Genomic DNA, 18,226 nt, shown 5'->3' on the forward strand with positions numbered 1-18,226 from the left:
CACTGATAATTGGCGGCTGCATGCTGATAGGCTTACTTTTTCAATTTATCAATAGCTTCAAAGGCACCGCTCTTTTTTAATAGCCACATGCCCAATTTTTCCTGAGCAATCCCATGTATGATCTTGTAGGTAAAGATGGGATGCCCATCTTCGTCATTTGCAATATTCATCTTAAAGAAATCCACTAAAGGAAAGTGCTTCAGTTCCTCCGACAATTCGGTAATGTGTGAAGAGATGATCACATAAGGTCCGTCGGCCTCAGCCAAGTTTTCTACTACCTTCAAAATGGCATGTGAAGCGTCGCTATGGTTGGTTCCCTTAAAAAGCTCATCAAGGATGATCAAGGCGTTGGAATCAGGCCCTAGATGGTCTACAATGGTCTTCAAACGCATCGCTTCCACGTAGAAATGGCTGTACCCCAACTCCAGGTTGTCCTGCAGATTGATACTGGTGAACAGTCCATCCAAGAGATCCATCTTCACGGAAGTAGCCGGAACGGGAAAACCGATCTGTGTCAGATACACTGCCGTAGAAATCGATTTGATGATCGATGACTTACCCGCCATATTCGCTCCGGTCAAAAACCAGATTTTCTTTTCCTGATGGAGGTGGATATCATTTGCTACGGGTTCACGGAGGAAAATATGATACACCCCTTCCATATGGATGGCCCGGGTTTCATTCTTCTCGAACACCTCCGGATAGCAGAATCCCTTTGCGGCACTGACCCGAGCAACAGAAAAATAGGCATCGATTTCATAAAAGAATTCAATCGCCCGTCGGATCTTTGTTACGAGATCCCGCCGCAACAAGCCATCATATTTCTCAATATTGAAAATATTCAGCTTCAGTTTTTCCGTATCGTATTTCTTATTCTTGAAGATCGCGGAGAGGCATTCCTCAATACTGTCGATCATTTCGGCGATATCCTCATAATGCTGCACCGCATTTACCTTCTTATAGAACTCCTGAGACTTGATCAGAAAATCGGAAATCTCCATAATGGACCTTTTCTTATAATAGAAGAATGGAGACTTTACACCGAAAATATCCATTAAACCCACGGAAGACTTAATTCCTGTATACATGGATTTAATGTATTTCTCAATATCCGTTAAGATTACCCTGTAGAATTCAAATGGTTCATTGGCAACCGGTTCCAGCCGACGGATGTTCAGCTGTCTAGCCCGGACTTCCTTCACATCCAAACTAGGGCTGTAGAAAAGTTCCCTCAATAGTTCCTGCCCACCGTCGGTCACCGTCCGATCAAAATAATTGAACACGGAGAAGTTCCGAAGGTCGCGAAGTTGAATATCGCGAAGGGTCTGATCGTCTATTAAAAACTTTTCTGCCATAGTATAGTTTCTGCTAAAAATGGGTAAATAAGGTTATCAATCGCACAGTATATATTAAATATACACTTTCCAATGCATGAAAAATTGATTCTCTTTTGAAATTCGATGCTGTAGAACCGCTTTTATTACACTATGATGAATTTTTTAAATGAATTGCACAAAATAACCTTAACTTTTAAGCATAACGAACCGACACCTTGTCGAATTCGTTTATTGACCAAGAATTTGCCAATTATTTCTTCCGAAGGTAAATGTGTTTAGCCTGCTTGAATCCGCCAGAATCACGCTCATCGATTTCAAAACGATTGATGTATTTTATCAATTCGTATAATTTATTGAAACCATAGTTACGCGGGTCGAAGTCTGGTTTCTTTTTATTGAGCAAGCTCCCTAGCGAACCCAAAAAGGTCCATCCGCTATCGTCTGCTAAATCATCCACGCTATTGACGATAAAGTTTACGGTTTTACGGTCTACCTTATCGATGGCTTTATCTTTCTTGCGGACGACAGGTACATTCACATCTTTTGTTTCAGGCTCCTCACTATCCGAATCCAGAATTTCCAGATAGATGAACTTGTTGCAGGCAGCAATAAAGGGTTTAGGCGTTTTCTTTTCACCAATACCGATAACCAACTTCCCCTCTTCCCGAATACGGGTTGCCAAACGAGTAAAATCGCTATCGCTAGACACAATACAGAATCCCGACACCTTTTCAGAATAGAGGATATCCATGGCGTCGATAATCATCGCGGAATCCGAACTGTTTTTACCGACCGTGTAGCTATATTGCTGAATGGGTGTAATGGCATTTTCCAAAAGAACGGTTTTCCAGCCCGCTAAATTTGGTTTTGTCCAATCTCCATAAATTCGTTTTACGGTAGGTGTTCCGGTTTTCGAAATTTCCTCCAACATTTCCTTAACATGCTTAAAAGGAACATTGTCGGCATCAATCAATACAGCGAGCGTAAGGTCTTGCATAGTCTTTGGTTATTTTTAGCTTCTCAAGTAAATATAAGTTTTTCTAGCAACAATCATGGTGCGGATTGATTGATCTCAATTGATAATGTTCTCCAATACAAACATCATTCAACCAAATAACCAGCAAGCAGATACAATCAAAATCAATCTTACTTCCCTGAAAAATTGATTAATCACTAGCATTACTTACCGCTTTTATATTATATTTTCTATAAGATTAATATTTTGTAAGAACACAGCTACAAAACCTTAATTATTGGCATTATTTTTCCTATTAGATAATTAAAACAATAATTATGAAATTACTACAGATTAACACGGATTTACCCAACACAGCGGAACTGTTCGACCAGAGCAGTATCTGGATGACCAAGATCAAGGATATGGCTTTAAGCTATGCCCCAAAAATTATTGGCGCTATCCTGGTTTATATTATCGGACTTTGGATCATTGGCCGTATAGGTAAATTGGTGATGAACATGCTTGCCAACAAAAAGTTTGATGTTTCCCTTCAGAAATTCCTGGTTTCCATTATTAAGGTCAGCCTTACGGTTTTGATGTTCTTAGCCATAATCGGCATGTTAGGGGTGAACATTACAAGCTTTGCAGCACTGCTAGCAGGTGCTGGTCTAGCGATTGGTGCAGCATTGAACGGATCCCTTGGGAATTTGGCGGGCGGCGTCATGTTAATGGTCTTCAAGCCTTTTAAAGTTGGCGATATGATCGAAGCGCAGGGATCAATCGGATTGGTTACCGAAGTGGGCATCTTCAATACGACCCTTCTTTCCCCAGAAAATAAAACCATAATCCTACCGAATGGTGCGCTTTCAACAGGCGTCATCATGAATTACAATTCCCACGGGAATCTTCGTGTTGATCTCAAGATGGCTGTTGCCCTCGATCAACCAATTGAAAAGGCGCGACAGATCGCCATTGAAGCCATGCAGCAAAATCCACATGTCCTAACCTCCCCTAGCCCGGAAGTCAGTGTCCTGGAAGTGGGAAATGGCATGACCACCCTAGCGATCAGACCCTACACTACCCAAGATAATTATTGGAATGTTTACTTCGAGGTGCAGGAATTGGTAAAGAATGCCTTCGATAAAAACGGTATTGCCGCACCAATTCCGCATACCGTAATCATAAACAAACAACAACATGGTGCGAACCATCAATAAGAAATTACTAATTTTTACTCCTTTCTAACCGAAGCCCCAATACCGATTGGGGCTTCACTATTTCTATTTACCAAACTTGCGCACAAAGTCCCCAGGTGTACAGTTATGGAAGGCCTTAAATTGCTTCACAAAATAACTGAGGGAGCTGAATCCAGTTTTATAGGCCACGTCCGAAACATTGGAATCGGCCCGCAACAAGAGGTTGCGCGCATTCAGCATACGTTCCTGGAGAATATAAGAACCAGGGGTTTTCCCGCAATAGGTTTCAAAAAGTCGGTGCAGCGTACTCTTGCTGCAATTCCCGATCCGCATTAACACCTCGGTATTCAATGTCTGGCCAATATTTTCACGGATATACTTTTTAATGACCAATAGCTGGCTGTTCATTTGCAACGTTTTATTTTCCTGCACATGTTGTATTTGCGCATCGATCAACCTGATCAGAAAGGACTTGAGCAGCAGGTCTGCCAAAGGAATATTGGGTTCTTCTTGAATAGCCACCTGCAGCAACTCGTTGAATGCCCGCACCAAAGCAGAATTGTTATTGAAGTGAAAGTTGTCATAATCCAACGCCCATTTCCTCTGCTCTGGATAGTGCTCGTTCAGATAGTCCAATTGCTGCTCCATGGACTCTTTCGGGATCAAAATCGTGGCACATTGAACCGGATTATTGGGGTCCGCTTCTGGGAAATCCGCATAAATTGTTTCCCCTTCCGGCAGGATCAGCGATGTTCCAGGCAGGAACTTAAATGTATTTCCCTGCTTATTAAATACCGTTTTATATCCCCGGATCATACTGGAGATCGATAGCCCGGCATAACTAATGCGTACTTTGGTGGAGGATTGGAAGGTTTCAAAAACATTCACCTCAAAACTGCCACAATCAAATCGTGTTTGATACTCATGACCTGTCCGGAGATGTTCTGGTGTCTGAATGGAAAGTAGATCTATTAAATGGTTCATAGGCAATTGATTTCCTTGACCTAAGATACAAATTCTGATGTAGGAAACTATCGTTATACTTAATGAAACTATACTTACACCCCCTCGTTTTCATTAACGATAACTTTATATACAATAAAACTTAAAAATCAATGATTATGAGTAACATCACATTAGAACAGGCGCGCAAAGTTGTGGACGCCGCTATTAAGAAATCCGAAGAATTGGGTGTCAAAATGAACATTGCCGTAGTCGATGCAGGCACCAATTTAGTAGCCTTCAACAAGATGGATGATGCCTGGTTGGGCTCGATCGATATTTCGCAGAAAAAAGCCCGCACGGCACGTTATTTCAACATGGATACCGGAGAAATCGGCAAACTATCCCAGCCTGGAGGGGCACTGTACAACATTGAGCACTCCAACAACGGACTTATTACCTTTCCTGGCGGAGTTGTCATCAAGGATGGCAATGGGCAGATCATCGGTGCGGTCGGTGTTTCCGGCAGCACGGTGGAAGATGACCATGCCGTTGCCGCAGCAGGGGCCGCAGCAGTCTAAAAAAATTAACACAGTATACACCTCAAAATGAAAAGATTATGTGTCAAAATCATGGCGTAGTATATATGGGGCCCGGCGAGGTTCAGGTCCAGGAAATTGATTATCCGAAATTAGCATTGGGAGACCGCAAATGCGAACATGGGGTAATCCTGAAGATTGTTTCAACCAACATTTGCGGATCTGACCAGCACATGGTCCGTGGCCGGACTACAGCATCGGCGGGTCTTGTCCTTGGGCATGAGATAACCGGGCAGGTTATTGAAGTGGGTCGCGATGTGGAATTCATCAAGGTTGGTGACATTGTCTCCGTTCCATTCAATATTGCCTGCGGACGTTGTCGCAATTGCAAGGAAGGAAAGACCGGGATTTGTTTGAACGTCAATCCCTCCCGTCCTGGCGCAGCTTATGGCTACGTAGATATGGGCGGATGGGTCGGTGGCCAGGCAGAATATGTGATGGTTCCGTATGCAGATTTCAATCTCCTTAAATTCCCGGACAACGAACAGGCGCTGGCCTATATCCGTGATTTGACCATGCTCTCCGATATTTTTCCAACAGGTTTTCATGGTGCAGTTTCTGCGGGTGTTGGCCCCGGGTCCATTGTCTATGTCGCTGGCGCCGGTCCGGTAGGTTTGGCCTGTGCAGCCAGCTGCCACCTGCTGGGTGCCGCTGTGGTCATTGTGGGAGATCTGAATGAAGAACGCCTTGAGCAAGCCCGAAGTTTTGGCTGTGAAACGGTTAACCTCAATACCGATACACCCCTCGCCGATCAGATTGCTGACTTAATCGGTGTCCCAGAGGTCGACTGCTTCGTGGATTGTGTCGGATTTGAGGCACGTGCGCACGCCAATGGTGGCAGTTCGGAAGAACAGCCTGCCGTCGTGCTCAATCAGGCTATGGATATTACACGTGCAGGGGGTGCCATCGGCATACCGGGATTGTATGTTACCGAAGACCCCGGCGCAAGTGACGGTGCCGCAAAGCAGGGAAACCTGAAAATTAGATTTGGTTTGGGCTGGGCAAAATCCCATTGTTTCTATACGGGACAATGCCCAGTTATGAAATACCATAGGCAATTGATGAATGCCATATTATACGATAAAATTAAAATTGCTGATGCCGTAAATGTCCAGGTAATCACCCTAAGTGATGCTCCGCAAGGGTATGCCGATTTTGACAAAGGTGCAGCTAGAAAGTATGTCATCGATCCGCATGGCATGATCTCGGCATAGATCTAGACCATTTGCACGCCTATGGGAAGCGCTGTAGTTAAGGTAATCTTAATTGCAGCGCTATTTTTTTGATATCGTCAATGAATCGAGCAACTTATGTGGCTTTTCATGGGTGTAATCGGCTTAATTGCCCTAAAAAACATCAAAACCTACCAACTGGATAAAAAAAAGACCGTTGAAATAAAAAAGAAGGAAATGATCAGTATATAAGAGAAAGTTTTTCCAATACATTCGTAATACAGGTTCATTTTCTTTATATTTAATTAGCAATTGTAAACTATTACTAAAATAAATTCAAGATGAACCTTCGTACCATCCTTCAAGTATCCCTATTATTTTCTTTTTTAACGGCAGTGGTCATGATGACCAACGCACAGGAAAACGAATTTGTATTCAACAAAAAAGTGAATTATCAAGTTACCTTCCTCTCCGACTCAACGGATGAAAACTCAAGGCAGACCATGCCAGCCGAGCTGCTACTGAACGACACCAACTCCCTTTTCTGGTTTTTGAATAAATCCATAAAAGACGAGGAATTGGCCAAACCAAATGCTTTTCCATCCCCTTCCATCGGCTTTGCACCAGGCTTGGTCAATAATGAAAACTATGTGATCTTAAAGAATAAGGATGGAGAAATAACGGTCTATGATGAGTATTCGGGTAGTGACCTCAGGAAATTAATGCAGATCAACGTGTACAAGGAACGGATCAACCCAGAAGATTGGCAATTGACAGAAGAAACAGATACAGTAATGGGCTTAGCTGTGCAGAAGGCCGTGCTGCAATTTGGCGGACGTACATGGGAGGCCTTTTTTGCGCCAGAACTTCCCATTGCTGACGGACCTTATAAATTTAATGGACTGCCGGGTTTGATTCTACGAATACAGGATCGAACGAAATCTTGGGTGTTTGAAGCTAAGGATATTAAGGAAGTGGACCAAAAGGTGGTTGTTAACAATAAAAAGGATTTAAAGGTTGTACCGATCGAAAAGAAAGAACTGTATTCCCAACGTCGGAAATTCCAACAGGATCAGGCTTTTGCGCGACAAGGTGAAGGCGATGGTGGTATTGAAAGTGCTGAAAACAGAAAACAGGCGGAGGAAAGAATCAAAAAGGACAACAATTGGATTGAGCTAAATTAACGCAATCCAATTGGTATATTTTATTCAGGAAGATTGACCATGCTGTTCTGGAAATTAAGTTTCTTATACTTTTTTTGCAGGGCAGCATCGGTTTCTTCTTTCTCGTCTATAAAAGAAACAATTCCAGATTCGAAATTCCATGTTCCCAAATAATTCAAGGTATTTGCTTCCACTTTAAATAGAAAAAATTCAAGATCTTCATCTTGGATTTCTCCTGATTTCCGTTTTTTATTGAAATTATCGCGTGCATCAATCCCTTTAAGAATAGGTTCCGAATATGTCGTGTAGCCTTTGGTCCATTCATAACGGTTAATGGCGTACAAGCCAGGATCCAGCGCAATACAGAATGCATTTTCTTTTTTTATAGAAAAATGGGGTTTCACAGTAAAAAAAACACCTTTCTCCGTGTCTGTATTTATAATTCTGATGGTTTGCGTAGCCCCCCACCCCGCTAACTTAACGCTCTGTAAAAAATCTCCATAAACAAGGGCCTTCCCTTTCGGAATATCTTCAAAATAACTGTGGGTATTTGCTTTTCTAAAGGAAATTCTCTTCTTCTTTTGCTGCGCACTTAAGACCACAACTTGACAGCAGCAGATCAATAACAGCAGCAACCGGATATGTATTATTTTCATATTGAGGATAAGTTATACCCTATTTAATCTTGTTGTTTGATTAGGTAGGCCATATTTTTGATGATGTTGCGATGTTTGCTGACAAAGGTGTTATCCTTATTCCAAACATATCCGGCCAATACAGCACATATCTTTTCCTTAACCTCAGGGTTTTCCGGACGGTGATAGAAAAGCTCCTGTAAGTTACCCGTATACCATTCCTTCACATACGTGCTGAACACATCAATGCCAAACTTCATGTAATCGGCATATTCCTTTTCCCAATCGATGACCTCGCCTGCCAACTGACGTTTGGCAAGCTTGGCAGCCAAGATTCCCGATTCCGTAGCAAAACAAACCCCGGAAGAAAATACAGGATCTAAAAATTCTGTACTATTTCCGGTCAATGCATATCCATCGCCATAAAACTGCGAAACCGAAACCGAATAGTTGGTTAAACGGATAGGATCGAATGCATATGGAAGACCTTGGAATCTGTTGACATAAAGATCCGAAAGACCTATGGCATTCTGAATCGCTTCGTCATTATCCAGGGTAGCCGATAGATTTTCAATATATGCTGTGGGGCCAACAATGCCCACGCTGGTAGATCCATTGGAAAATGGAATGACCCACAACCACACTTCTGTTTCAATAATATCAAAAGAAATCTGTGTACCTTCAATACCTTCAGGTCTGCGGACATCCTGAATATGAGTAAAAATTGCCGAATGCGGATCTAACTTGGAAGGTGCTTCCAGTCCGAGCTTGCGTGGCAATACCCTTCCATAACCGCTGCAATCAATAAGGAACTTCGCATGAATGGCATATTCCTGCCCTTCCTTGTTTTTAACGACCGTTGTGGATTCCGTACCCTTAAATTCAACATCGATCACTTCGGTTTCGAATTGGATATCTACCCCTTTCCGGATCAGCTCATCCGCCATGGCTTGATCAAAATCAGCCCGCGGAATTTGCCAGGTCCAATCCCACCCTTGCCCAAATTTCTCCGAAAAATCGAAAACGCACTGCTCCGCACCTCGGATAAACCGAGCACCCAATTTCTTTTCAAAACCGTAGGAGTTGAGGGCATCCAACAAGCCCGCTTCCTCAAAATGATCCATCACCCGGGGGATCAAACTCTCCCCAACGACCACTCGCGGGAACTTTTGTTTTTCCACCACTTTGATATGTAGTCCCTGTTGCTGAAGATAGCCGGCTGCTACTGAGCCTGATGGACCAGCACCGATAATGAGCACATCAACATTTTCGATTTGCATAGGTATTAATAATATTTATATTCTATTTTTGTGGAACAAAAATTTGTTCCAAAATTACATAGATTTAGAACATTTAAAAGAGAAGAAACTAATTATTATTAATGAAAACGATCAACAGCTACTTAACGATTAAAGATTTTAATGATGTGTTGTTTAACAATAAACCTATCGAAATCAGTCAGTCGTTAATTGATCGCGTCAATGGATGTTATGAGTTCTTGAAAACCTTCTCGAAAAACAAGGTGATCTATGGCGTCAATACAGGGTTTGGGCCGATGGCACAGTACCGTATCCAAGAGGGTGATCAACTGCAGTTGCAGTACAATTTAATCCGCAGTCACGCCTCGGGAACGGGCGAACCCCTATCCCCAGAGCATGTGAAAGCAGCCATACTCGCACGTCTGAATACCTTATCCTTGGGGAAATCAGGGGTCCATATATCTGTCATCACCTTGATGCAGCAGTTGATCAACCATGATATTACGCCACTAATTTTCGCCCATGGCGGAGTTGGTGCAAGTGGGGATCTCGTTCAACTCGCCCACTTGGCTTTGGTTTTGATTGGTGAAGGGGAAGTATTTTACCAGGGAAACCGTCGTCCAACCGCTGAGGTTTTTAAAGAACTCGGATTGAAACCTATCGAGGTCAAAATTCGGGAGGGTCTTGCTTTGATCAATGGGACATCCGTTATGACGGGGATCGGCATCGTGAATGCGCATAAGGCACAGCGTTTATTGGATTGGTCTATTCAGGCTTCTTGCATGATCAACGAATTGGTGCAAGCATATGACGATCATTTTTCCGTGGAGCTCAATCAGGCAAAACTACATCAAGGACAGGAAGCCGTTGCCAAGCAGATGCGGGATCACCTTATGGATAGCCAATTGGTAAGACGTAGGCATGAACATCTGTACAATGGTACTAACCAAGAAGATATTTTCAAGGACAAAGTGCAGGAGTACTATTCCCTACGCTGTGTCCCGCAGATATTAGGCCCTATATATGACACCATTGCTGGGGTGGAGTCCGTACTCGAAAAAGAGATCAACTCGGCCAACGACAATCCGATTGTGGATGTGGACACCCAGCAGGTCTACCATGGCGGTAATTTTCATGGAGATTATGTTTCCTTGGAAATGGATCGCCTCAAATTGGCCATCACCAAGCTGTCCATGCTTGCCGAACGGCAATTGAATTACCTGTTGAACGCGAAGATCAACGAAATCCTCCCACCGTTTGTCAATTTGGGCAAACTCGGGTTCAATTTCGGCATGCAGGGTGTGCAGTTTACGGCAACTTCCACGACTGCAGAAAATCAGGCCTTATCAACTTCCATGTATATCCACAGCATACCGAACAATAACGATAACCAAGATATTGTCAGCATGGGCACCAATGCTGCGATGCTGTGCAGTAAGGTAATTGAGAACACATTCGAGGTTTTGGCCATAGAGTTCATCACGATTGTACAAGCTGTAGAATCTTTACAGCTCGAAAATAAACTAAGTACGAAATCGAAAGTCAAATATGCGGAGTTACGCAAACTAATTCCCGTATTCAAGACCGATATCGTCATGTACCCAATTGTTCAACAAGTAAAAGATTATTTAAAGAATTCATAATGAAATTGCGAAGCCCCCTTACTGTGCTGGCCCTGCTGGTTAGCCCCTATTTATTTGCGCAGGAACTAGCGCAAGTTAGTTCCCAAAAGAGAACTGGATTTATGAACAGTGCCGGCGAGGAGATTATTTCCTTACAATATGATAAGGCTGGCGATTTTCATGATGCGTTGGCTCCTATCCTTGTGAATAAAAAGTGGGGATTCATCAATAGCAAGGGCGAAACGGTGATCGCTCCGCAGTTCGATCGGGTCAAGGCTTTTGATAGCGGTCGGGCGCTGGCGTCCAATGGGGATGCCTGGTTTTACATCGACAAAAATGGGGAACGGTTAAATCTGATCTCAACCGATCAATTCTTCAGTTTCGAAAATGGCGTGGCTTTCTTCAAACAGAACAATAAGATTGGACTAATCGATCCAGAAGGTTCTGTAATCATGGAGCCAAAGTATGACCTTATTCGCTCGTTTGACGGTGATTATGCACGCTTCAAGAATTTCGAACGCTGGGGAATCCTTGATAAAACCGGAAAAGAGGTTATTCCTGCGGACTATGATGAGATCGGCAATTACTTTTCGGGGTCGGCGTATGCGAAAAAAGGAAGTCTCTTTGGCATGGTCATCAACGGAGAATTTAAAGGTTTGGAAGGGGTAGAAAAAATTTGGGACTTCTCTACTGATGGCCTAGCATATGCCCGTAAGGATAAAAAAATGGGGTTCTTGGACACGAATGGCAACTGGGCGATCGAACCACAGTTTGATAAAGCCAGAGCCTTTGTGAACGGATTGGCGCCGGTATACAACGGCAAACGTTGGGGATACATTGATACAACCGGCCAGCTGGTAACCGATTATCAATTTGAGGATGCCGAGGTATTCAGCATGGACGGTCTTGCTCCAGTGAAAATTGGGAGAGACTGGGGATTTATCGATAAAAGCGGTAAATTAGTTATTCCAGCCCAATACGGCATCACGGCTTTCGGCGCAGATATGTTTGCGCCAAAGACAAAGGGCTTCATCAATGGGTTGGCGAGGGTGAAACACAAAAAATCATGGGGTTTTATTGACACCTCGGGCAACGTTGTTGGCCGGTGGTACGATAATGCCGAACTATTTAGCAAATAGCATGGCAGAGAAAAAGAAATACGCTTTAATCACTGGAGGGTCTCGGGGAATTGGGAGAGCCATATGCAAAAAATTGGCGGAAGATACCGACTACCACATCCTGATCAACTTTCAGGCAAACAAAGCGGCAGCCGAAGCTACCCTTGTGGAAGTGAAGGCTGTCGGTGGACAAGGAGAAATCATCCAATTCGACGTGAGCAATGCGGAGGAAGTTACTTCGGCACTTGGCCGTTGGGAAGAAAATAATCCTGAAGCCATTGTTGAAGTAATCGTCAATAATGCGGGTATCACCAAGGATGGCCTATTTATGTGGATGTCTCCAGGGGATTGGCATTCGGTCATCCAGACCAGTTTGGGCGGTTTCTATAACGTGACGAATTATTTCATCAAGAAACTATTGCACAACCGCTATGGACGGATCATCAATATGGTTTCTGTTTCTGGCGTAAAAGGTACGGCTGGACAAACCAACTATTCTGCGGCAAAAGCTGCCATCATAGGCGCAACGAAAGCATTGGCGCAGGAGATTGGTAAACGGAATATTACGGTGAATGCAGTTGCACCGGGATTTATCAATAGCGATATGACTGCAGACATGGATGAGAAAGAATTGAAGAAGATGATCCCCGTCAATAGATTTGGCGAGCCCGAGGAAGTAGCGGATTTGGTATCCTTCCTGGCATCAAAAAAATCTGCTTACATTACGGGTGAGGTCATCAATATAAATGGAGGAATTTATTCCTAAACTATGGGTAAACGGGTTGTAATTACAGGAATGGGGATCTATAGCTGCATCGGGACGAACCTCGATGAGGTTAAGGAATCCTTATATGCGGGAAAATCAGGGATAGTATTCGATCCTGAACGAAAGGAATATGGATTTCGGTCCGCCTTAACGGGTAAGGTACCTCAGCCGGATCTGAAAGCTGCACTCCACCGTCGCCAACGGGTGACGATGGGTGAAGAAACGGAATTCGCCTACCTGGCCACCATAGAAGCACTTCGGGAGGCACATATTCCCATTGAGGCTTTCCATGAGCGCGAAATTGGATTGATTTATGGCAACGACAGTGTTTCCAAGGCCATTATCGACGCAACGGATATCGTTCGGGAGAAAAAAGATACCGCATTGATCGGTTCCGGAGCGATCTTCAAGTCCATGAATTCAACAGTTACCATGAATCTATCCACGATTTTCAATATCCGTGGGGTGAACATGACCATCAGTGCTGCCTGTGCATCGGGATCCCATGCCATTGGCCTTGGCCACATGATGATTCAGAACGGGTTGCAGGATATGGTCATCTGTGGTGGGGCGCAGGAAATCAACAAATATGCGATGGCCAGCTTTGATGGTCTTGGCGTGTTCTCCAGCCACGAGGGTGATCCGGCGCGTGCTTGTCGGCCATTTGATGCCAACCGGGACGGCCTAGTGCCTAGTGGTGGTGCGGCAACCCTAATTTTGGAGAGTCTCGAAAGTGCATTGGAAAGAAACGCGCCAATCTTTGCGGAAGTGGTGGGTTATGGTTTCTCCTCCAATGGTGGCCACATCTCGACACCCAATGTGGAAGGTCCAGCTTCGGCCATGCGAAAAGCATTGGAACAAGCGAATATGGATGCGTCGGAAGTACAATACATCAACGCCCATGCAACCTCTACCCCTGTTGGTGATGCCAATGAAGCACAGGCGATCGATGAGGTCTTTGGCAAGAGCCGACCTTATGTGAGCTCTACCAAATCCATGACAGGACACGAATGTTGGATGGCGGGAGCCAGTGAAATCGTCTATTCCACCATCATGATGAACCATGGCTTCATAGCACCAAATATTAACTTTGAGCATGCCGATGAGCATTCTTCCAAATTGAATATCGTAACGGAAACGAAAAATCAAGATTTTGATGTATATTTGTCGAACTCTTTTGGGTTTGGTGGCACCAATTCAGCCATGATCGTCAAAAGGTTCAAAAAGTAGTGGAAATGAATATTGAATTAGAAGGTATAGTGAGTAAAATAAACGAGATCCTGGTGGAGGAGTTCGAGGTAGATGCCGATGTTATTGCATCCGATAAAAACCTGAAGGACACACTCGACTTGGACAGCTTGGATTATGTGGACTTGGTGGTGATCATCGAATCCAATTTCGGGGTTAAGCTCGTGGAAACTGACTTTGCTGATGTGGAAACTTTCCAAGATTTTTACAACCTGATTGAAAGAAAAATCTTGTCAAAACAAGATTAACCATGAGCCAGTGGGACGGTAAATCAAAAGGTACCCTATTGGGGTATCGCATTTTCGTCACGATAATCAAAAAACTTGGTGTCCGAGCTGCATACGGCCTTTTGGTGCCGGTAGCTTTCTATTATGTCGTTGCCTACCCACGGACAACGCAGGCCATGTTTTCCTATTACCGCGAACGCCAAGGTTTTGGTTTTTGGCGGTCTCTGACTTTCCTCTACCGGATCTATTATGTTTTTGGTCAAGTGTTGATCGATAAATTTGCCATTTTCGCAGGACTCCGCGATCGGTTCACCTTTGACTTTGATGGTATCGATGTGCTGCAACAGATGTTGGCCGAAAAAAAGGGCGGCATCCTCATCAGCGGACACATCGGGAACTTTGAAATCGCCGATCGGTTCTTTGCCGATATCGACCTGCAACAGCAGATTCATATCGTGGCAGCCGATCAGGAACGATCCGTAATCAAGGAATACCTCGGCAGTATCGCCCAGGATAGCACCAACATTCATTTTATCTACATCAAAGAGGATATGTCGCATATCTTCGAAATTTCGGCGGCACTTTCACGCAATGAATTGATCTGCTTGACCGGTGATCGGTACTTTACGAACAGTAAAACGATGCAGGCTCCCCTTTTAGGCGAAGACGCCCTCTTCCCTGCCGGTACTTTTATGATCGCCTCCCGATTGCAGGCACCGGTGGCCTTTGTCTATGTCATGAAAGAGCCGAACATCCACTACCACCTCTACACACGCCGAGCACCCGCTTTCAAGCACCGCGATGCACAGGCAGTCTTGGAAGCCTACACCGAGAGTATGGAGCAAATGCTGAAGAAATACCCCCATCAATGGTTCAATTTCTTTGACTTCTGGAAAAAAGAAGAACCAAATTCGAAAGATTAGCGCCCGCTTTCAAACCTTTCCATTTCAATAATGTCTAATAAAGAAATAAGGAATAGCCCTTTACGGGCAATTCACATCTTATTCAGGCAAATAGTAAGTATTTGTTATTTTTGCTCGTTCAAACACATTATGGTCATTGCATGAAGAGTCAGTTATTTTTTCCGATCCTCGATATAGACACCATTTGCCGGTGCATTCCCCAACGTCCCCCGATGCTCATGGTTGATGGCTTGTTGGCCTATGCCGAGGAAGGTGTGACTTCATCCTTTCGGATAAAGGAGGATAACATCTTCGTTCAGGACGGCTTTCTCCAAGATGTGGGTTTGATCGAGCACATGGCGCAATCGGTGGCCCTGCATACCGGTTTCGGCTATTTCCTCCGCCAAGAAGAGGCCCCTATCGGTTACATCGGTAGTATCAATAACCTGGATATACATGAACTGCCTAGCGTTGGCGAGGAAGTGAACAGCTCCGTACAGATCATTCAGGAATTCTCCGGTGTCACGCTCGTGGAAATTGAAACCAAAATCCAGGATAAAGTAATCGCCAAAGGTCAGATGAAAACGGTAATCGCTAAATAACGATCACAATTTTCATAACCTAAAATGTTATGTTACATTTGTAGGAAATAGTTAATAGGCCTAGCAAAAGGGATGAATAGACGAAAAGAGCGATTTAAGACCGATCAAACTTTACAACATACTGAACATTTCAAAGTTAAGTTTAATGAAACGGACGCGTTGGGTATTGTCTGGCATGGAAACTATATCGGTTATTTTGAGGACGGTCGGGAAGCCTTCGGTCGTCATTTCGGCATCTCTTATCAGGATATCCAAAAGAATGGCTGCGCTACACCAATCGTTAGCGTGGTCAGTGAACATAGGAAACCCCTTCGCTACGCCGACGACGCCTATATCGTCACGACCTATGTGGATTGTGCCGCGGCAAAGATGATCTTTCACTTCGAAATTTTCAATGATCGCGATGAATTGGTCTGCACGGGCAAAACCATTCAGGTATTCACAGATTTCGACGGAAATCTATTGTTAACAATCCCCCCATTTCTGGAAACTTGGAAAAAGAAAGTAGGCCTATCATGAGTAAGGTCTATTTACAAGAATCCTCGATCATCAGCCCCTTAGGTTTTGATGTCGAAAGCAATTTCCAACAGGTTTCCACCGGAAAATCCGCTTTAGAGCAACATCCTGATTTTGACCAGCAGTACGTTGGGAAAATCGACGACGACATATTGGCTGCCTATGTGGAGGATTTTCAAATCCCTAATAAAGGTTCTCGAATTCAAAAAATAGCTTTAGCAGCGCTATTACCTTTAATACGAAATAGAAAGCCCCAAAATGACTCGCTATTGATCATTTCCACCACAAAGGGAAATGTTGCCGCTTTGGCCGATCAGCAGATCGAAGCTGCGCTGCTATCGAAACTAGGAAACGAAATTGCCGCCTCAGCTGGATTCACGACAGCGCCTTTGCTAATTTCAAACGCTTGTGTTTCTGGGCTGATGGCCCTATCTGTGGCAAAAAGGTTCATGCAGATGGGAAAATATCGAGATGCGTACGTGCTGGCGTTTGATGAGGTATCCCCTTTCATTCAATCAGGGTTCCAATCCTTCCAGGCCGTGAGCCCCGAACGCTGCAAACCTTACGATGCGAAACGCCAAGGCGTGAACTTAGGGGAGGCTGCAGTTGCCAGTTATCTATCCAAAGAGAAAACCACCAATGGTATCCACCTGGCAGGCGATGCCAATATAAACGATGCCAACCATATTTCAGGTCCTTCACGAACCGGTGAAGGCTTATTTCAGAGCATCCAACGAGCAATGCAGGAGGCCGATTTGCAACCGAATGATATCGACTATATTGTTGGGCACGGCACTGCGACGATATACAACGATGAAATGGAGGCCATTGCCTTTAACCGTGCCAACTTGATGGAAAAGCCAGTTGCCGGTTTCAAGGGCAATTATGGTCATACCCTAGGGGCCTCCGGTTTATTGGAAGCTGTATTGGCCGCCGAATGCCTGCGCAAAAATTACATGCTCCCAAGTTTGGGATTTGAAAGCTTAGGTACTTCCCTGCCCATCCATGTATTGGAACAAGGCACTGCAGCGAACATTCACCATGTGCTGAAAACTGCCTCAGGATTTGCAGGAACAAACACGGCACTCCTATTAAGCAAAGATTGACATGGCAAAGATCAGTACACATATCGAAATCTTTGACGGTCAGGTCCTATTGGATGACAAGCCGTATTTCACCAGTGAAAATCAAGACTTTAAGGCTTTTTCAAAGGTCTTGTATCAGCAATTGGACATCAGCTATCCGAAGTTCTACAAAATGGATAATTTATGTAAATTAGCTTTCTTGGCTTCGGAAATCATCCTGCAGCAAACACAGGAAAAGGATATCGCCCTTATTTTTGGCAATAAAGAAGGAAGTTTGGACAGTGATCTCCAGCATCAGGCCTTGATTCAGGATCCGGAGAATTACTACCCGAGTCCGGCAGTATTTGTGTATACACTGCCCAATATCTGCATCGGCGAAGTCAGCATCCGCCATCAATTGCTTACGGAAAGCATGTTTCTCGTTGCAGATGAATACCCAATTGGCGATATTGCCGATTATACAGCGTATCTTTTGGAACAGCAGAAAGCAAAAATGGTGCTCTGTGGTTGGCTGAAGATGCACGACAATTCGTATTCAGCTAGTTTTTACCTGGTTTCAACATCGGGGAGCCTAGCGCATAATGAAAAGAATATTCACGACATAGTACATAAAAAAGCATAATGGAGGATTTAAAGCAACAATTAAAGGAACAGATTATAGAGGTGTTGAATCTTGAAGACATCAATGTGGCAGATATCAGTGATGCTGAGCCCTTATTTGGCGACGGACTGGGTTTGGATTCCATTGATGCCCTGGAATTAATCGTCCTTTTAGATAAAACCTATGGCATTAAGATTGCCGATCCAAAACAGGGAAAGGAAATCTTTACGTCGATTCAGACATTAGCTGAATTTGTAGCACAAAACCGTACAAAATAA

The 18,226-nt window shown here is 44.1% G+C and carries 20 protein-coding genes; 15 read left to right on the forward strand and 5 right to left on the reverse strand.

Annotated elements, in window-relative coordinates; all coding sequences use genetic code 11:
• Positions 1 to 32 precede the first annotated feature (32 nt).
• A complete protein-coding gene (locus G6N79_RS15020) occupies positions 33 to 1,355 on the reverse strand; it encodes a MutS-related protein (RefSeq protein WP_103906021.1) in 1,323 nt (440 codons plus the stop codon).
• A gap of 232 nt (positions 1,356 to 1,587) precedes the next feature.
• Positions 1,588 to 2,334, reverse strand: a complete 747-nt coding sequence (locus G6N79_RS15025; protein WP_103906022.1) for an NYN domain-containing protein — start codon at positions 2,332 to 2,334, stop codon at positions 1,588 to 1,590.
• Positions 2,335 to 2,630: 296 nt separating this feature from the next.
• On the opposite strand from G6N79_RS15025, the gene G6N79_RS15030 reads away from it, so the two are divergent.
• A complete protein-coding gene (locus G6N79_RS15030) occupies positions 2,631 to 3,512 on the forward strand; it encodes a mechanosensitive ion channel family protein (protein ID WP_103906023.1) in 882 nt (293 codons plus the stop codon).
• A 63-nt stretch (positions 3,513 to 3,575) separates the two neighbouring features.
• Here the strand turns inward: G6N79_RS15030 and G6N79_RS15035 are convergent, their stop codons facing one another.
• A complete protein-coding gene (locus G6N79_RS15035; protein ID WP_103906024.1) occupies positions 3,576 to 4,475 on the reverse strand; it encodes a helix-turn-helix domain-containing protein in 900 nt (299 codons plus the stop codon).
• 137 nt (positions 4,476 to 4,612) lie between these two features.
• On the opposite strand from G6N79_RS15035, the gene G6N79_RS15040 reads away from it, so the two are divergent.
• The 3 genes from G6N79_RS15040 (at position 4,613) to G6N79_RS15050 (ending at position 7,388) form a co-directional block, all read left to right on the forward strand.
• The gene (locus G6N79_RS15040) at positions 4,613 to 5,014 is read left to right on the forward strand and encodes a GlcG/HbpS family heme-binding protein (protein ID WP_103906181.1); all 402 of its coding nucleotides are present in this window, start codon (positions 4,613 to 4,615) and stop codon (positions 5,012 to 5,014) included.
• Positions 5,015 to 5,052: 38 nt separating this feature from the next.
• Complete coding sequence (gene fdhA, locus G6N79_RS15045) at positions 5,053 to 6,246, forward strand: formaldehyde dehydrogenase, glutathione-independent (protein ID WP_103906025.1); 1,194 nt, start codon at positions 5,053 to 5,055, stop codon at positions 6,244 to 6,246.
• 299 nt (positions 6,247 to 6,545) lie between these two features.
• Entirely contained in the window at positions 6,546 to 7,388 is an 843-nt protein-coding gene (locus G6N79_RS15050) for a GLPGLI family protein (RefSeq protein WP_103906026.1), read from the forward strand.
• Between the two features lie 20 nt (positions 7,389 to 7,408).
• Here G6N79_RS15050 and G6N79_RS15055 read toward each other — a convergent pair whose 3' ends face one another.
• On the reverse strand, positions 7,409 to 8,002 hold the full coding sequence (locus G6N79_RS15055; RefSeq protein ID WP_146060607.1) for a hypothetical protein: 594 nt from the start codon (positions 8,000 to 8,002) through the stop codon (positions 7,409 to 7,411).
• 44 nt (positions 8,003 to 8,046) lie between these two features.
• The gene (locus tag G6N79_RS15060) at positions 8,047 to 9,282 is read right to left on the reverse strand and encodes an NAD(P)/FAD-dependent oxidoreductase (protein ID WP_103906028.1); all 1,236 of its coding nucleotides are present in this window, start codon (positions 9,280 to 9,282) and stop codon (positions 8,047 to 8,049) included.
• A gap of 101 nt (positions 9,283 to 9,383) precedes the next feature.
• On the opposite strand from G6N79_RS15060, the gene flxA reads away from it, so the two are divergent.
• The 11 genes from flxA to G6N79_RS15115 all read left to right on the forward strand — a co-directional run bounded on the left by flxA (position 9,384) and on the right by G6N79_RS15115 (position 18,226).
• Positions 9,384 to 10,904: a flexirubin biosynthesis tyrosine ammonia-lyase FlxA gene (gene flxA / locus G6N79_RS15065; RefSeq protein ID WP_103906029.1), complete on the forward strand. Its 1,521-nt coding sequence runs from the start codon at positions 9,384 to 9,386 to the stop codon at positions 10,902 to 10,904.
• Entirely contained in the window at positions 10,904 to 12,022 is a 1,119-nt protein-coding gene (locus G6N79_RS15070) for a WG repeat-containing protein (protein ID WP_103906030.1), read from the forward strand. Before flxA ends, G6N79_RS15070 begins: the two co-directional genes overlap by 1 nt.
• 1 nt (position 12,023) lies before the next feature.
• A complete protein-coding gene (gene flxB / locus G6N79_RS15075; protein ID WP_103906031.1) occupies positions 12,024 to 12,767 on the forward strand; it encodes a flexirubin biosynthesis SDR family reductase FlxB in 744 nt (247 codons plus the stop codon).
• Positions 12,768 to 12,770: 3 nt separating this feature from the next.
• The gene (locus G6N79_RS15080; protein ID WP_103906032.1) at positions 12,771 to 13,997 is read left to right on the forward strand and encodes a beta-ketoacyl-[acyl-carrier-protein] synthase family protein; all 1,227 of its coding nucleotides are present in this window, start codon (positions 12,771 to 12,773) and stop codon (positions 13,995 to 13,997) included.
• A 5-nt stretch (positions 13,998 to 14,002) separates the two neighbouring features.
• Complete coding sequence (locus tag G6N79_RS15085; protein ID WP_200818776.1) at positions 14,003 to 14,263, forward strand: acyl carrier protein; 261 nt, start codon at positions 14,003 to 14,005, stop codon at positions 14,261 to 14,263.
• 2 nt (positions 14,264 to 14,265) lie between these two features.
• On the forward strand, positions 14,266 to 15,165 hold the full coding sequence (locus G6N79_RS15090) for an LpxL/LpxP family acyltransferase (protein ID WP_103906033.1): 900 nt from the start codon (positions 14,266 to 14,268) through the stop codon (positions 15,163 to 15,165).
• Positions 15,166 to 15,305: 140 nt separating this feature from the next.
• Positions 15,306 to 15,746 carry a hotdog family protein gene (locus tag G6N79_RS15095; RefSeq protein ID WP_103906034.1) on the forward strand — a complete coding sequence of 147 codons (441 nt, stop codon included), beginning with the start codon at positions 15,306 to 15,308 and terminating at the stop codon, positions 15,744 to 15,746.
• A gap of 72 nt (positions 15,747 to 15,818) precedes the next feature.
• On the forward strand, positions 15,819 to 16,265 hold the full coding sequence (locus G6N79_RS15100; protein ID WP_103906035.1) for an acyl-CoA thioesterase: 447 nt from the start codon (positions 15,819 to 15,821) through the stop codon (positions 16,263 to 16,265).
• Positions 16,262 to 17,368, forward strand: coding sequence for a beta-ketoacyl synthase N-terminal-like domain-containing protein (locus G6N79_RS15105; protein WP_103906036.1), 1,107 nt, complete (start codon positions 16,262 to 16,264; stop codon positions 17,366 to 17,368). Before G6N79_RS15100 ends, G6N79_RS15105 begins: the two co-directional genes overlap by 4 nt.
• A gap of 1 nt (position 17,369) precedes the next feature.
• Positions 17,370 to 17,969, forward strand: a complete 600-nt coding sequence (locus G6N79_RS15110) for a 3-oxoacyl-ACP synthase (protein ID WP_103906037.1) — start codon at positions 17,370 to 17,372, stop codon at positions 17,967 to 17,969.
• The gene (locus G6N79_RS15115) at positions 17,969 to 18,226 is read left to right on the forward strand and encodes a phosphopantetheine-binding protein (protein ID WP_103906038.1); all 258 of its coding nucleotides are present in this window, start codon (positions 17,969 to 17,971) and stop codon (positions 18,224 to 18,226) included. Before G6N79_RS15110 ends, G6N79_RS15115 begins: the two co-directional genes overlap by 1 nt.

Origin of the sequence: Sphingobacterium lactis, from assembly GCF_011046555.1 — a bacterium.
In the GTDB taxonomy this organism is placed as follows: Bacteria; Bacteroidota; Bacteroidia; order Sphingobacteriales; family Sphingobacteriaceae; genus Sphingobacterium; species Sphingobacterium lactis.

Bases quoted from the DNA above. Each gene is read 5' to 3' on its own strand.
- G6N79_RS15085 (WP_200818776.1), top strand. From the start codon at position 14,003: ATGAATATTGAATTAGAAGGTATAGTGAGTAAAATAAACGAGATCCTG.
- flxB (WP_103906031.1), top strand. From the start codon at position 12,024: ATGGCAGAGAAAAAGAAATACGCTTTAATCACTGGAGGGTCTCGGGGA.
- G6N79_RS15095 (WP_103906034.1), top strand. From the start codon at position 15,306: ATGAAGAGTCAGTTATTTTTTCCGATCCTCGATATAGACACCATTTGC.
- flxA (WP_103906029.1), top strand. From the start codon at position 9,384: ATGAAAACGATCAACAGCTACTTAACGATTAAAGATTTTAATGATGTG.
- G6N79_RS15025 (WP_103906022.1), bottom strand. From the start codon at position 2,334: ATGCAAGACCTTACGCTCGCTGTATTGATTGATGCCGACAATGTTCCT.
- G6N79_RS15115 (WP_103906038.1), top strand. From the start codon at position 17,969: ATGGAGGATTTAAAGCAACAATTAAAGGAACAGATTATAGAGGTGTTG.
- G6N79_RS15110 (WP_103906037.1), top strand. From the start codon at position 17,370: ATGGCAAAGATCAGTACACATATCGAAATCTTTGACGGTCAGGTCCTA.
- G6N79_RS15060 (WP_103906028.1), bottom strand. From the start codon at position 9,282: ATGCAAATCGAAAATGTTGATGTGCTCATTATCGGTGCTGGTCCATCA.
- G6N79_RS15105 (WP_103906036.1), top strand. From the start codon at position 16,262: ATGAGTAAGGTCTATTTACAAGAATCCTCGATCATCAGCCCCTTAGGT.
- G6N79_RS15040 (WP_103906181.1), top strand. From the start codon at position 4,613: ATGAGTAACATCACATTAGAACAGGCGCGCAAAGTTGTGGACGCCGCT.
- G6N79_RS15035 (WP_103906024.1), bottom strand. From the start codon at position 4,475: ATGAACCATTTAATAGATCTACTTTCCATTCAGACACCAGAACATCTC.
- fdhA (WP_103906025.1), top strand. From the start codon at position 5,053: ATGTGTCAAAATCATGGCGTAGTATATATGGGGCCCGGCGAGGTTCAG.
- G6N79_RS15050 (WP_103906026.1), top strand. From the start codon at position 6,546: ATGAACCTTCGTACCATCCTTCAAGTATCCCTATTATTTTCTTTTTTA.
- G6N79_RS15020 (WP_103906021.1), bottom strand. From the start codon at position 1,355: ATGGCAGAAAAGTTTTTAATAGACGATCAGACCCTTCGCGATATTCAA.
- G6N79_RS15070 (WP_103906030.1), top strand. From the start codon at position 10,904: ATGAAATTGCGAAGCCCCCTTACTGTGCTGGCCCTGCTGGTTAGCCCC.
- G6N79_RS15030 (WP_103906023.1), top strand. From the start codon at position 2,631: ATGAAATTACTACAGATTAACACGGATTTACCCAACACAGCGGAACTG.
- G6N79_RS15100 (WP_103906035.1), top strand. From the start codon at position 15,819: ATGAATAGACGAAAAGAGCGATTTAAGACCGATCAAACTTTACAACAT.
- G6N79_RS15080 (WP_103906032.1), top strand. From the start codon at position 12,771: ATGGGTAAACGGGTTGTAATTACAGGAATGGGGATCTATAGCTGCATC.
- G6N79_RS15090 (WP_103906033.1), top strand. From the start codon at position 14,266: ATGAGCCAGTGGGACGGTAAATCAAAAGGTACCCTATTGGGGTATCGC.